At 67.5% G+C, this 13,633-nt stretch carries 13 protein-coding genes; 6 read left to right on the top strand and 7 right to left on the bottom strand.

Annotated features, from left to right (window positions below):
• Positions 1–62: 62 nt before the first annotated feature.
• Complete coding sequence (locus RTY13_RS14055; RefSeq protein WP_312784298.1) at positions 63–2,138, bottom strand: TonB-dependent receptor domain-containing protein; 2,076 nt, start codon at positions 2,136–2,138, stop codon at positions 63–65.
• 129 nt (positions 2,139–2,267) lie between these two features.
• On the opposite strand from RTY13_RS14055, the gene RTY13_RS14060 reads away from it, so the two are divergent.
• Complete coding sequence (locus RTY13_RS14060) at positions 2,268–3,125, top strand: DUF4232 domain-containing protein (protein ID WP_312784299.1); 858 nt, start codon at positions 2,268–2,270, stop codon at positions 3,123–3,125.
• Between the two features lie 45 nt (positions 3,126–3,170).
• Positions 3,171–4,373, top strand: a complete 1,203-nt coding sequence (locus RTY13_RS14065) for a glycine C-acetyltransferase (RefSeq protein WP_312784300.1) — start codon at positions 3,171–3,173, stop codon at positions 4,371–4,373.
• Positions 4,374–4,385: 12 nt separating this feature from the next.
• Here RTY13_RS14065 and RTY13_RS14070 read toward each other — a convergent pair whose 3' ends face one another.
• From RTY13_RS14070 to RTY13_RS14080, 3 genes are all read right to left on the bottom strand, one after another.
• On the bottom strand, positions 4,386–5,036 hold the full coding sequence (locus RTY13_RS14070) for an exosortase H-associated membrane protein (RefSeq protein ID WP_312784302.1): 651 nt from the start codon (positions 5,034–5,036) through the stop codon (positions 4,386–4,388).
• On the bottom strand, positions 5,036–5,578 hold the full coding sequence (gene xrtH, locus RTY13_RS14075) for an exosortase H (protein ID WP_312784304.1): 543 nt from the start codon (positions 5,576–5,578) through the stop codon (positions 5,036–5,038). Before xrtH ends, RTY13_RS14070 begins: the two co-directional genes overlap by 1 nt.
• 86 nt (positions 5,579–5,664) lie before the next feature.
• The gene (locus tag RTY13_RS14080; RefSeq protein WP_312784306.1) at positions 5,665–6,273 is read right to left on the bottom strand and encodes an IPTL-CTERM sorting domain-containing protein; all 609 of its coding nucleotides are present in this window, start codon (positions 6,271–6,273) and stop codon (positions 5,665–5,667) included.
• 231 nt (positions 6,274–6,504) lie between these two features.
• On the opposite strand from RTY13_RS14080, the gene tdh reads away from it, so the two are divergent.
• Entirely contained in the window at positions 6,505–7,539 is a 1,035-nt protein-coding gene (gene tdh, locus RTY13_RS14085; protein ID WP_409450317.1) for an L-threonine 3-dehydrogenase, read from the top strand.
• A 59-nt stretch (positions 7,540–7,598) separates the two neighbouring features.
• Here tdh and RTY13_RS14090 read toward each other — a convergent pair whose 3' ends face one another.
• On the bottom strand, positions 7,599–7,997 hold the full coding sequence (locus RTY13_RS14090; RefSeq protein ID WP_312784310.1) for a hypothetical protein: 399 nt from the start codon (positions 7,995–7,997) through the stop codon (positions 7,599–7,601).
• 144 nt (positions 7,998–8,141) lie between these two features.
• Between RTY13_RS14090 and rlmJ the strand changes: the two genes are divergently transcribed.
• A complete protein-coding gene (gene rlmJ / locus RTY13_RS14095; RefSeq protein ID WP_312784311.1) occupies positions 8,142–8,963 on the top strand; it encodes a 23S rRNA (adenine(2030)-N(6))-methyltransferase RlmJ in 822 nt (273 codons plus the stop codon).
• Here the strand turns inward: rlmJ and RTY13_RS14100 are convergent.
• Complete coding sequence (locus tag RTY13_RS14100) at positions 8,960–9,277, bottom strand: antibiotic biosynthesis monooxygenase (RefSeq protein ID WP_312784313.1); 318 nt, start codon at positions 9,275–9,277, stop codon at positions 8,960–8,962. The genes rlmJ and RTY13_RS14100 overlap by 4 nt on opposite strands.
• A gap of 83 nt (positions 9,278–9,360) precedes the next feature.
• Here RTY13_RS14100 and RTY13_RS14105 point away from each other — a divergent pair, with 83 nt between their 5' ends.
• Together RTY13_RS14105 and RTY13_RS14110 are read left to right on the top strand one after the other, a co-directional pair.
• The gene (locus RTY13_RS14105) at positions 9,361–10,092 is read left to right on the top strand and encodes a glutamine amidotransferase-related protein (RefSeq protein ID WP_312784315.1); all 732 of its coding nucleotides are present in this window, start codon (positions 9,361–9,363) and stop codon (positions 10,090–10,092) included.
• An 83-nt stretch (positions 10,093–10,175) separates the two neighbouring features.
• Positions 10,176–12,665: an ATP-binding protein gene (locus RTY13_RS14110; RefSeq protein ID WP_312784317.1), complete on the top strand. Its 2,490-nt coding sequence runs from the start codon at positions 10,176–10,178 to the stop codon at positions 12,663–12,665.
• 7 nt (positions 12,666–12,672) lie between these two features.
• On the opposite strand, the gene hemF is transcribed toward RTY13_RS14110, so the two are convergent.
• Entirely contained in the window at positions 12,673–13,527 is an 855-nt protein-coding gene (gene hemF, locus RTY13_RS14115; protein WP_312784491.1) for an oxygen-dependent coproporphyrinogen oxidase, read from the bottom strand.
• Positions 13,528–13,633: the final 106 nt, after the last annotated feature.

Here is a 13,633-nt window from a genome sequence, read left to right on the forward strand (position 1 = left end):
TAACGAACGAAGGGGCGGCGTCCGTCGCACGCCGCCTCTTCTTTTTTCCAGCTCTGATGAAGTCAGAAGCGGGCGCGGACCCCCACCACCAGGTTGCGGCCTCGCTGCGGCGCGGTCTCGGCCAGGAAAGAGGCGTGGTTCAACGCCAGCTCGTCCAGCAGGTTGGCGCCGCGCAGGAAGACCTGTGACTTCACCCCGGCCAGCTCGACATCATAGGCCACCGTGGCGTTGACCATGTTGTAGCCCGGCGTCTCGCTTTCGAAGGCGGCGATGTCGTTCTGCTTGAAGGTGCGGCTGTATTCGACGTCGCCTGACCAGGGTCCGGCGAAGGCCTCGGCGCGGACGCCGACGCGGGCGGCCGGGATGCGGGGCAGGTTGCCGCCGTCGCCCTTGAGCTCGCCGCGCACATAGTCGCCGAACACCGTGGCCGACAGCCAGGGCGTCAGCTGCTGGCGCACCTCGCCCTCGATGCCGGTGAAGGTGGCGTCGGCCTGGCTGTACTGGATCAGGCGGAAGTCCTCGAACTGGTCCAGCGTCCGGGCGAAGATGTAGTCATCATAGATGTAGTGATAGGCGCTGACCGAGGCGGTGGTGGACCCCGCCGTCTTGCGCAGGGTCAGTTCCAGCGCATTGGCCGTTTCGACATCCAGGCTGCTGTCGCCCATCTCATAGGTGTTGGTCGCCAGGTGGACGCCGTCGGCATAGAGTTCCTGGGCTGAGGGGGCGCGCTGCGAGCGTGACAGCGACACGGCGCCGGTCCAGCCGGGCATGAAGTGCCAGACCGCCGAACCCGAGATCGAGAAGGGCTTGTGCTCGGTGTCGGCCAGGCCCAGGGCCGAGGCCTCTTGCCACTCCTGACGCACGGCGCCTTCCAGATGCCAGTCGCCCAGTTCGTACTCTTCCATCACGAACAGGCCGGTGTTCTTGGTCGTGCTGGGGGCCAGGAAGCTTTCCTCGCCCACGGCGGCGAAGTCGCTCTTGCTCAGTTGCAGGCCGATCACGCCCTTGAAGCCGGCGATCTCGCGATGCTGGGCCTCGATGCGACCGTCGTAGCCCTCGTTGGTGAAGGTGGTCGAGACGACGCCTTCTTCCAGCTCCTGATGCTGATAGTCGGTGTAGCCGGCACGCAGGCGCACGTTCTCGATGCCGGGCAGGGGATCACGCAGTTCGCCGCGCAGATCGAACCGGCGGCTCTTCAGTCGGACCTCGGGCACGCCGTGGTCGTGATCGTGCTCCTCGCCTTCCTCGTGATCGTGACCGTCGTGGTCGTGATCGTCGTGACCGCCGCAATGCAGGTGGTCGCCGTGCGGGTGGCAGCCTTCGTATTCATGGGTGTGACCGGCCAACCCATAGCGGCTGGTCTGCTCGGTATAGGCCGCGCCCAGATAGCCGCGCGAGCCGATGTATGAGGCGCCCAGCGTCGCCGTCGAGGTCTCGTTGTAGGAGCCGTCCAGACGCGCCTCGTCCCAGTCAGGCACCTTGTAGTCGTCGGCCTTGCGCGCCGCCGCCTCGATGCGGACGGCGAAGTTTCCGGCGCCCACCGTGGCGCCGACCACCCCGGCCTCCTCGTTGTCGACCGAGCCGCGACGGTATTCGACCACGCCTTCACCGCCGTTGGCCGGGACGCGGGTGGGGATCTTCTTGTCCAGCAGGTTGACCGCGCCGCCGATGGCGCCGCCGCCATACAGCAGGGCCGACGGGCCGCGCAGGATCTCGATGCCTTCCAGCAGCAGGGGCTCGCCGGAAATGGCGTGGTCGGGGGAAACCTCGGAGGCATCCATCAGGCCCGCGCCTTCGCTCAGCACCTTGACGCGCGGGGCGGCCTGACCGCGCACCACCGGACGGCTTGCGCCGCCGCCGAAGGTGTCGGAGTTGACGCCGGGAATGCCGCTGAGGGTGTCGCCCAGCGTCGATTGACGGCGGTGAACCAGTTCGTCGCCGCTCAGCAGGGCGACGTGCGAGCCCACGTCATCGCCGGCGCGGCCCAGGGGCAGGGCGCGCACCACCACGTCGGCGATCTCGGTCGGCTCGTCCTGATGGGCGGTCTGGATCACTTCATCCGCCGCGAAGGCGGACGTTGAGAGGGCGGCGGCCCCGGCGGCGGTCAGCAGGAAGGTTTGAAGTCGCAAGGCACGCATCCCCGTTACAATGTCGCGAACTTGATATGTTATAGTGTATCACCGTGCAACCGCTTCGCTCGATTTCTTTGCAAGCGGAGCCTTTGGGCGGATGCGGCGTTGGGATCGGACTCACCCAGAGAGATGCCCATGACCCGTTCCGCAGTCGCACTCTTGTCCTGTCTCGGCCTGGCCGTGGCCGCCTGTTCGCAGGAAACGCCGCCCGCGCCCACATCACCGATCGAGGCGCCGACCACCCAGACCGTCGCCGCCGTCGGCTACGCTTGCGAAAGCGGCAAGGTCGTCACCGCGACCTACCCTGACACGGAGACGGCGCGGGTGTCCTACGACGGGCGCGACTATGTCCTGACCAGCGCGGTCTCGGCCAGCGGCGCGCGCTACGCCGGGCAGGGTCTGGAATGGTGGACCGCCAGCCGCAACGGGCAGGAAAGCGGAACCCTCAGCCGGCTGGCGGCGAACGATCAGACGGGCGGGACGATCATCGAGCGTTGCAGCCGCCCGGTCCCGGCCCTGGCGCCGACGCCAGAGGCGCCGTGCGTCGGCGCCAATCTGCGGCTGTCGGTCGAGGGCGGCGACGCGGGCATGGGCAATCGCGTGACGGTCCTCGCCGTGCAGAACACCGGGGCCCAGACCTGCAGCCTGACCGGCTATCCGACCTTGACCCTCGCCGATGCAGGCGACCGCACCCTGAACGCCGTCAAGGCGGTGCAGGAGCCGGGCAACTACTTCGCGCAAGGCGCGGCCCCGACGCCGGTTTCGCTGGCGCCCCGGTCCAAGGCCTATTTCGACCTGGCCTGGAACGTGGTGCCGCATGAAGCCGAGGGCGAGAAGACCTGCCCCGAGGCCAAGATCCTGCGTCTGACCGCGCCCGGCGACACGGTTGCGGTCAGCCTGCCGCTGACCCTGACGCCATGCGGAAAGCAGGTTCGCGTCGGGCCGTTCCGACCGGTGGCCGACGCCTCGGCCAGACCTGCCCCGGCGGCCTGAAATCAGGGGTTCAAACGGACCTGGATTCAGCGTAGCGGAGAAATCATGACCCAGAGCACCAATACGGCCTTCTACGACCGCATCTCCGCCGAACTGGCCGACATCGACGCCCAGGGGCTGACCAAGCCCGAGCGCGTCATCGCCTCGCGTCAGGGGCCGGTGATCTCGGTGAACGGCCGCGAGGTCCTGAACTTCTGCGCCAACAACTACCTTGGCCTCGCCGGCGACGAGCGCGTCACTCAGGCGGGCGTCAAGGCGATGGAGAAGTGGGGCGCGGGCACGGCCTCGGTCCGCTTCATCTGCGGCACGCTGGAGATTCACAAGGAGTTGGAGCGCGCCATCGCCGACTACCTTGGCTTTGAAGACACCATCCTGTTCGCCGCCGCCTTCGACGCCAACGGCGGCATCTTCGAGCCCCTCTTCACCGAGGCCGACGCTATCGTCTCGGACAGCCTGAACCACGCCTCCATCATCGACGGCGTGCGCCTGTGCAAGGCCAAACGTTATCGCTTCGCCACCTCGGACATGGCCGACCTGGAGGCCCAACTGAAGCAGGCCCGGGCCGACGGCGCACGCGAGATCATCATCGCCACGGACGGCGCCTTCTCGATGGACGGCTACATCGCCAAGCTGAAGGACATCCGCGCCCTGGCCGACCAGTACGGCGCCCTGATCATGGTCGACGACTGCCACGCCACCGGCTTCCTGGGCGAGAAGGGGCGCGGTTCCTATGCCTGGAACGAGGTCGAGGTCGACTTTGTCACCGGCACCTTCGGCAAGGCCCTGGGCGGCGCCATGGGCGGCTTCATCTGCGCCAAGGCCAATGTCGTGGCCCTTCTGAAGCAACGCGCGCGGCCCTATCTCTTCTCCAACGCCTTGGCCCCCGCCGTCTGCGGCTCGTCGCTGGAGGCCATCCGCATCGCTGCGGGCGAGGAGGGCGACGCCCTGCGCGCCCAGCTGTTCGCCAACGCCGCGCGCTTCCGCTCGGCCATGACGGCGGCGGGCTTCACCCTGCAGCCGGGCGAGCACCCCATCATTCCGGTCATGCTGGGCGACGCCAAGCTGGCGCAGGACATGGCGGCGCGGATGCTCGAACTGGGCGTCTATGTCATCGGGTTCAGCTTCCCGGTGGTGCCGCGCGGCCAAGCCCGCATCCGCACCCAGATGTCGGCGGCGCATACGTTCGAGCAGATCGACGCCGCCGTCGCGGCCTTCACCCAGGCGGGCAAGGAGTTGGGGGTCATCTGACCCCCAACAAACCTACGACTTCAGGCTGTCGTCGGCCATAATGACCGACCGGCCGGCCGGATTGAGCGCGGCCCACAGCACGACCGCGGCGACCAGCGGCGCGACCGACATGCCGATATAGCGGCCGATGATGGCGATCTGCGCCATGACGGGATGCAGGGCCGGTTGATCCAGAGCCTGCCGCACGCCTGCGCTGGGTGGGGCCAGGGCAGGGTTCAGCTGCGCCGCCAGATCGCCCCAGATCAGGCTGACCAGCGACAGGATGAACAGCAGCGTCAGAACCACCACGGTCACGACCGCCGCCTTGAGCGGGTTCGGCGTGCGCGGCGGCGCGGTCAGGAAGGCTAGGGCCAGGGGGAAGCCCAGCAGCAGCCTGCGGAGCGAGGTATGGGGCACGTCGTAGGACACGGGGACGCCGCCGCTGGTCAGGTGCGTGCCGACGCGCCAGCCTCCGTCCGCCAGCACCGCGATCTCGCCCGACAGGCCGAAGAGGCGGAACACCAGACCCGCCAGCGGGCGCAGGGCCGTTGCGAACAGGTCCGCGCCCCACAGCCACCAGAGCGGCAGGACCAGCACGAACAGGCCCAGCGACCACAGGCCGAAGCGACGACGCGCGGCCTCTTCCGGCGTCCGGGCGCCGAGGGTGTCGAACCAGGCGGTCATCAGGCGGCTTCCTCGGAGACGGTCTTGGGCGCGCTGCCCGGTTGGCGGCTCTGCCAACGGGTCCAGAAGAAGAAGACCAGCAGGCCCTCCAGGCCGATCATGGCGTCCCACACATAGTGGTGGAAGAACTCGAACATCGATTCAGAGCCGCGCGACAGATACAGCAGGCTGATGATCCGCAGCAGGTTGACCGCTTGCAGCGCGAACACGCCGACGGCGGCCCCGATCAGGCCGTCGCGCAGCCTGCCGGGGAAGGCCAGGATGGCGGCGATCAGCAGGGCGCAGACCTCGACCGCATTGCAACCCGCCAGCACCTGAACCGCGCCGTGCCCGTCGGCAAAGCGCAGGATGTCGCCCTGGGCCTGAACGCGGGGGTCAAACGGCGCGAGCACGAAGGCGCAGATGTCGACCAGCAGCTGGGTGAAGGGCTGGACGAACAGCCGCTCGGCCCAGGGCGTGGCCAGGACGCTGAACAGGGTGACGGCCAGCAGGGCGAACAGGCCCAGATACTGGACGGCGGGAGACTTGAAAAAGCGCGGCATGGTTCGGCGTCGTCGCCTCTCAGCGGGAATGTAGAATTGGAAAGGGGCGGACCGCGACGGCCCGCCCCTGCCATCGTCTGATCGGGTCAGACCGTGCGGCGGCGACGCTGAATGGTCAAGGCGGCGAAACCGCCCAGGGCCGCCGTCAGCAGGATCATGGCCCATTCCGTCATGGTGGGGACCGCTGCGGGGGCGTTGATGGTGACGCTGGGCATGGGGGAGGCCTCATCGATTGTGTTGCCGGCGCCGTTGGCGGTCTGGAACAGGGTGAAGGTCTTCACGCCGGGCGTGGCGGGCGTGCGGTAGAAGGTGGACGCCAGTTGCACTTCAACATCACTGCCAGAAGGGACCAGCGCGGGCGCCCGAACATAGACAAAGCCGCCCAGGGTCAAGCCGCAGGGGTCGAAGCCGCCAAAGGTTTGGGGGGCGCCGTCGATTTTCAGCGTGACGCCGGTGCAGCTGAACTGGTTGGCGACGATGATGTCCGTGAAGTCAGCGGGCAGTTGGAACCGCAGGATGAAGTGGTTGGCGGGAACGTCCGTCGCCGTCGTGTGCGTTGCGGTGATCGCCGTCGGCTGCGACAGCCCGCTGTTCGAAAGCGTCACGGTCGGATTGACCAGGGTGCCGGCGAGGGCGCTCGACACGGCCGTCGACAGGGCGGCCGCGATGACGGCGGCGGCGATTATCTTCTTCATGAGTTTTCGCTTGTTGGGTCCGAAATCGCGTCGAGACAACCCCGCCGTCGATCCCCGGTATCTGGCGGCTGGCTAACTGATTCGGCTGTGCCAAAACAAGGCATTTTCCCTTTGCGCCATGATGGCGATTTCCTGATTTCCGCCGCCTTTCGAATGATCCGCTTGCGGTCGTCGCCAAGGCGGCCTAGCGGCTGCATCTGAGTAAAGGGAGCTCCCACCATGACCGCCACCATGAAGGCCCTGGCCAAGACCAAACCGGCCGAGGGGCTGGAACTGATCGAAGCGCCGATCCCCGTCGCGGGCGACGAGGACGTGCTGATCAAGGTGCACCGCACCGCCGTTTGCGGCACCGATATCCACATCTGGAACTGGGACGAGTGGTCCCAGAAGAACGTGCCGGTCCCGATGATCACCGGCCATGAGTTCGCGGGCGAGATCGTCGCCATCGGCAAGGACGTGGATCGCCGCCTCAAGGTCGGCCAGCGCGTCTCGGCCGAGGGTCACGTCATCGACCTGAACTCCGAAGCGGCCCGCGCCGGTCACTTCCACCTGGACCCCGACACGCGCGGCATCGGCGTGAACCGTCAGGGCGCCTTTGCTGAATACGTGGTTGCCCCGGCCTTCAACGTCATCGAGCTGCCCGACGACGTGCCCTATGAGATCGGCTCGATCCTCGACCCGTTCGGCAACGCCGTGCACACGGCGCAGCAGTTCGACCTGCTGGGCGAGGACGTTCTGGTCACCGGCGCCGGCCCCATCGGCATGATGGCCGCCGCCGTGGCGCGCCATGCGGGCGCTCGCACCGTGGTCCTGACTGATATCAACGACTTCCGCCTGGAACTTGCACAAAAAGTTGCGCCGGGCGTGCGCACGGTGAACACCACCAAGGAAGACCTGCGCGATGTCATGCACGAACTGGGCCTCAAGGTCGGCTTCGACGTGGCGCTGGAGATGTCGGGTTCGCCCGTCGCCTTCAAGCAGTGCGTCGACACCCTGATCATGGGCGGCGGCATGGCCCTGCTGGGTATTCCGTCCAAGCCGATGGAGACGGACTGGGGCACGATCATCCTCAAGGCCCTGACCATCAAGGGCGTCTATGGCCGCGAGATGTTCACCACCTGGCGCAAGATGCTGGGCCTGCTGAAGGCCGGTCTGGACCTCTCGCCGCTGATCACCCACCAGATGCCCTATCAGGACTTCCAGCAGGGCTTCGAGGCCATGAAGTCCGGCCAGTCGGGCAAGGTCGTCCTGAACTGGGCCGACTGATCCGGCTCTGAGGCGTGAAACGAAGGCCCCCTGACCGCAAGGCAGGGGGCTTTTTCCTGTCAGGCCGGGGCTGAGCGGGGGCCGGTGGCGCGGAAGACGATGATCGCAAACAGCGCCATGCCGAGAAGGATCGTCAGGCCGGCCAGGGCCAGAACGGGCCCGGCCAGGGCCAGGGCGGGTTGATACTGGATCAGCACGAGGGGAAGGCTGGGGACCATCAGGATCACGCCGGTGACGGCGACCCAGAAATGCGCCCAGGCCAGCCGACCATGCCCCGCCTGCGGCACGACGCGATAGAACAGGCCGTAGATCGACATCGACACCCAACCCAGCAGGTTCAGGTGGGCGTGGGCGCTGCTGGTCGAATGATCATGGGTCGCGCCCATGACATTGCCCCAGATCATGCCGACCAAGGCGGCCACGACGGCAAGGCGCAGGAAGGTGTTCGACAGGGTCATGCGATCGCTCCAGTTTCGGGCGCAGTCGCCATATAAATAACATTGGTCTGTTACTTCTCCAATCGACCACCCCACGGGGGACGAACATGCGCGGCCGAAGGTTCTCGACTTGACCCCGCGCCCGGACCGGGGGACGGAGCGGGCATGAACTATCGTCACAGCTTTCACGCTGGAAACTTCGCCGACCTGGTCAAGCACGCCCTGGTCCTGTGGCTGCTGAAGGAGCGGCAGGAGAGGGGGGCGGTCACGGTCCTCGACACCCATGCGGGCGCGGGCCTCTATGACCTGTCGGGCGACGGCGCGCGGTCGAAAGAAGCCGAGGCGGGCGTGGCGCGGCTGATGACCGCTGAGGATCGTCCGCCGCTGATCGAGGCCCTGGCGGCCGAGGTCGCGGCGCTGAACCCCGACGGCGGGGCGCGCTTCTATCCGGGCTCGCCGTTGCTGATCGCGCGGGCGCTGCGTGACGGCGACCGCTACCTGGGCTTCGAGTTCCATCCGCCGGTGCAGGAGATGCTGGCCGAGGCGCTGAGTGATTGGCCCGCCGCCGAGGGACGCGCGGGCGACGGCTATGTCGAGGCGCTGAAGGCGGCGCGAACGACCAAGGGGCCGCTGATCCTGATCGATCCGCCGTTCGAACGGCCCGACGACTACGTCCGCTCGGCCGAGACGGCTGCGGCCATCCTGCGCCACGACCGCACGGCGACGGTGGCGGTCTGGACCCCCTTGAAGGACATGGAGACCTTCGACGGCTTCATCCGCCGCTTGGAGGAGGCCAGGGTCGGCCGGGTTTTGGTGGCCGAGGCGCGCCTGCGCCCGTTGAACAATCCGATGAAGATGAACGGCTGCACCATGACGGTGATCAACCCGCCGTCGGGCGCCGAGGCGGCTGCGGCGGAAATCTGCGGCTGGGTGGCGGCGACCCTGGGCGAGGCGGGCGCCCGGGCCGAGGTCTGGCGGGCCGGTTAAGCCTCGACGACCTCGCCGGGCTCATAGAGGTGCGGCTCGAAGGTGGCGATGGCCAGGATGGGCTCCATGGCGGTCACCACCTGGGGGTGGCGGGTCATGACCTTCCAGTCCGTGGCGCTGGCCCAGACGGCGTGATTGGCGACGACACGTCCGTTTAGGCCGCGATGCAGGGTGCCCGAGACGAAGCCGGGCAGGGCGCGCTGCACCTGGGCCAGGGCCGTCAGATGCTCGATCAACTCGTCCTGACGGCGCGCGTCGCACTTGAAGATATTGATCAGGACGACGGGGGAATCGGTGGGCGCGTCGGCGGTCATGAAGGGCGGCCTCGTTGCAATCGCCCGACTTCTACCCCAATCCAGAGACAGACGCTTCCTTCTCCCCGCTGGAAAACGCCGAAATGACCCGCATCGCCATTCTGGAAACCGGCCACCCGCCCGAGCATCTGCGGGACGCCTTCGACGACTATCCGGCGCGCTTCCGCTATCTGTTGGGCGAGAACGTGCCGACGACGCGCTTCGACGTGCAGTCGGGGCAACTGCCGGAAGACCCGTCCGTCTATACGGGCGTCATCGTCACCGGCTCGGCCGCCGGGGTCTATGACGACCTGCCGTGGATCGCGCCTCTGGTGGACTGGCTGAGGGCGGCGCGGGGCCAGTCCCGCCTGCTGGGGATCTGCTTCGGCCATCAGGTCATCGCCCACGCCTTCGGCGGCAAGGTCGAGAAGTCGGACAAGGGCTGGGGCGTCGGCCTGCACCGCTACGACGTGGTGGGGCACGAGCCGTGGATGCATCCGCGCGCGCCCTCCATCGCCATCCCGGTGTCGCATCAGGATCAGGTGGTGGCGGTCGCGCCCGACGCGCGCGTCATCGCCTCCAGCGCTTTCACCCCCTACGCCGGCCTGGCCTGGGGCGAGGACGCGGTCAGCTTCCAGTGCCACCCGGAGTTCCAGCCCGCCTACGCCGCCGCCCTGATCGAGGGGCGGCGCGGTCATCGCATTCCGCACGATCTGGCGGACGAGGCCCTGCTGAGCCTCGAAGGGGCGAACGACCGGGCGGTTCTGACGGCCTGGATCCGGGCCTATCTGCTGCTGACCCCGCCGCCGGTCGAGGCGGACGGCAGCGGCATTTGACAACGGCGTTCGGATTGGCGGCTCCACGCTAAACCTTGGGCAACTTCTGCTGTGCCAATCTGGGGCGTCAGTGTGGAAGTGATATGTCGCCAATCAAAGCTGCGGTCCTCGCGATCGTCATTCTGCTGTCGCCGAGCTTTGCTCAGGCGCAGGCGACCGCCCCGCGGGACGACCTGCTGCGGGCGGTGGAGGCGCGCGCGGGCGGGACCAGTTTCGCCGAGCTGGAGGCCTTCGGCGAGGCGGCTTACAAGCGCCGTGACCGCGAGGGGCTGAACCGCCTCTATCATGTCGTCTGGACGACCCAGAACCAGGGCGAGTTCGAACGCGCGGCCTTCTGGAATCGGCGACTGGAGGAGAGGGCCCGCGCACAACGCGATCAGCGCTACATCCAGATCGCTCGCCTGAATGAACTGACCGCCCGCTATGACATGGGTGACCGGACCGTCGAGGCGGAGATGAGCCGCATGGCCACCACCGGCGCCGACTGGTTCGTGCGCGCCCACGCCGCCCGCCTGACCGCCCTGAACCTGATCGACCAGGACCGGGTGGGCGAGGGGCTGAAACTGCTTAATCAGGCCGAGACCGACATCCCCGACAGCGACCCCTACGCCGCCACCGCCCACGGTGGGCTGTGGGAGATGACCGGCATGGGACTGATGAAGCTGAATGACGTGGTGGGCGCCACCATCGCCTTTCGACGGTTCGAGATCGACTACGCCGACCCGACCTATCCGCGCCCGGATTTCGACAGCCTCTACAATCTGACCAAGATGGCGATTCAGGTCGGGGATCTGCCCAAGGCGCAGGAATACTACGCCGCCCATCATCGGCTGAGCCTGCGGACCGGCCTGCCCAATCTGTTGGTCTATGACGCCGGCCTGTGCGCCCAGGTGGCGAACGCCAGGGACGAGTCGTTGGAGGTCCTGGCCTGTCTGGCGCCCTATGGCGAGGACCTGGCCGTAGGGGCCTATGTCCTGCTCGACAACCTGCCGGTGCGAGCCGTGGCGCGGGCGCGAACGGGCGATGTGGACGGCGCGCGGCGCGATCTCGCGCGTCTGCGGACGTTTGACCGCGAAGGCGGCGTGGATTCCCGCGTCGCCCTGGCCGAGGCCGAGGTCCTGTTCGCGTCGGGACGGCCGACCGAAGCCTATGAGGTTCTGCGCACCTATCAGCGCGACCGTGATATTCAGAGCGCCCAGCGGTTCAGCGCTGGCATCCGCCAGGTCACGGGCGATATCCAGGAGCAACTGGACCGGCGCCGCCAGCAGCTCGAAACCGCGCGCGCCAATACCGAACTGCAGCGCACAGTCATCCGCTGGCAAAACTGGATCGTCGGCATTGGCGTGGTCTTCATGCTGTCGGCCCTGCTGACCCTGTTGTGGCAATGGCGTCAGGCGGGCGAACTGCGCCGCGCCCGTCGTCGCGCCGAGGAGGCCAGCCGCGCCAAGAGCGAGTTCCTGGCCAATATGAGCCATGAAATCCGCACCCCCCTGAACGGCGTGGTGGCCATGGCCGACGCCCTGGGGCAGCGGGACCTGAATGCTGACGAGCATGAGATGGTCGAGGTCATCCGTTCGTCAGGGGCCACGTTGGAGCGCCTGCTGTCGGACATCCTGGACAGCGCCCGCATCGAATCCGGTCAGGTCACCATCGAGACGGCGCCCTTCCATCTGGGGCGGGCGGTTCAAGACGTCGCTGCCCTGTGGCGGGTGCCGGCTGAGGCCAAGGGGGTGGCGCTGGTCGCCCACGTGAACGCCGGGCTGGATCATATGGTCGAGGGCGACGCCGTGCGGGTGCGCCAGGTCCTGACCAATCTGGTCAGCAACGCCCTGAAGTTCACCACGGACGGGGAGGTGACCCTGGCGGTCGAGACCGGCGAGGAAGGCGATGTGCGCTTTACCGTCACGGACACTGGCGTCGGCTTCGACGAGGAGCAGAAGGCGCGCATCTTTGGCCGTTTCCAGCAGGCCGACGGTTCGATCACACGCCGGTTCGGCGGGACCGGTCTGGGGCTGGCCATCTCGCGCGAGTTGGTCGAACTGATGGGCGGCTGGCTGGAATGTGACAGCACGCCGGGGCAGGGCTCGCGCTTCTGGTTCGAGATTCCGCTGCCGCCGGTCGAGGAGGCCAGCGAGGTCGTTGAAGAGATCCAACCGGTCGGCGACGTACGCGAGCATCCGCTGCGGGTGCTGCTGGCCGACGACCACCCGGCCAACCGCAAGGTCATAGAGATCATGTTGGATGCGACGGCGATGGAACTGGTCGCAGTCGAGGACGGGGCTCTGGCGCTGGAGACTTTCAAGCGCGAGGCCTTCGATCTGGTCCTGATGGACATGCAGATGCCGGTGATGGACGGCTTGACGGCCACCGCCGCGATCCGCGCCTTCGAGGCGCAGGCGGGCCGCCTTCCGACGCCTATCCTGATGCTGACCGCCAACGCCATGGCCGAGCATGTCGAGGCGGGGCGGGCGGCGGGGGCGGACGGCCATCTGACCAAGCCGTTGACCCTGGCCGCCCTGTTCGACGGGATCGCTCAGGCGGTGGCGCGCGGCCCGCGTGTCGAGGTCGCCTAAAGCAGCGTCAGGGCCACTTCACCACGGGCGGCATGGAGCTGAGGATGGACTCGACATTGCCGCCGGTCTTCAGGCCGAACATGGTGCCGCGGTCGTACAGCAGGTTGAACTCGACGTAGCGGCCGCGACGGATCAGCTGTTCCTCGCGCTCCTCGGGCGTCCAGGCCTCGGTCATGCGACCCGAGACGATCCTGGAATAGACCTCGAGGAAGGCCTTGCCGACGTCCTGGGTGAAGGCGAAGTCCTTGTCCCAGTCGCCGCTGTCGTGGTGGTCGTAGAAGATGCCGCCGGTGCCGCGCGGCTCGTTGCGGTGGGGCAGGAAGAAGTACTCGTCGCACCACTGCTTGTACTTGGCGTGCCAGGCCGGGTCATAGGCGTCGCAGGCGCCCTTCATTGCGGCATGGAAGGCGAGGGTGTCGGGGTGGTCCTGACGGCGATCTGCGTCCAGCACCGGCGTCAGGTCACCGCCGCCGCCGAACCAGGTCTTGGTGGTCGAGATCAGGCGGGTATTCATGTGCACGGCGGGCACGCGCGGGCTGACCGGATGGCAGATCAGGCTGATGCCGGTGGCGTAGAAGCGCGGGTCTTCCTCGGCGCCGGGCACGTTCCTGGCGTAGTCGGCGGGGAAGGTTCCGTGGACGGTCGAGCAGTGGACGCCGACCTTCTCGAACAGACGCCCGTGCATCATGCCCATGACGCCGCCGCCGCCTTCCTTGCGGTCCCAGGGCGTGCGCACGAAGCGGCCGGCCTCGCCGGGGAAGAGGTCGGAGGGGGCGGCGTCTTCCAGGGCCTCGAAACCGGCATGGATCTGATCACGCAGGGTCTCGAACCAGACGCGGGCGCGCTCGCGATGCTCGACCATCAGGGTGGGGGTCTCTTGGATCATCAGGGCTTCAACCATGACGGACGGCCTTTGTGAACAGTGTGCGGTGCGCACTTCATGCGCCTTCGTCTGAAACAGGGCCTTG

Source organism: Brevundimonas sp. (assembly GCF_032055285.1).
Lineage (GTDB): Bacteria > Pseudomonadota > Alphaproteobacteria > Caulobacterales > Caulobacteraceae > Brevundimonas.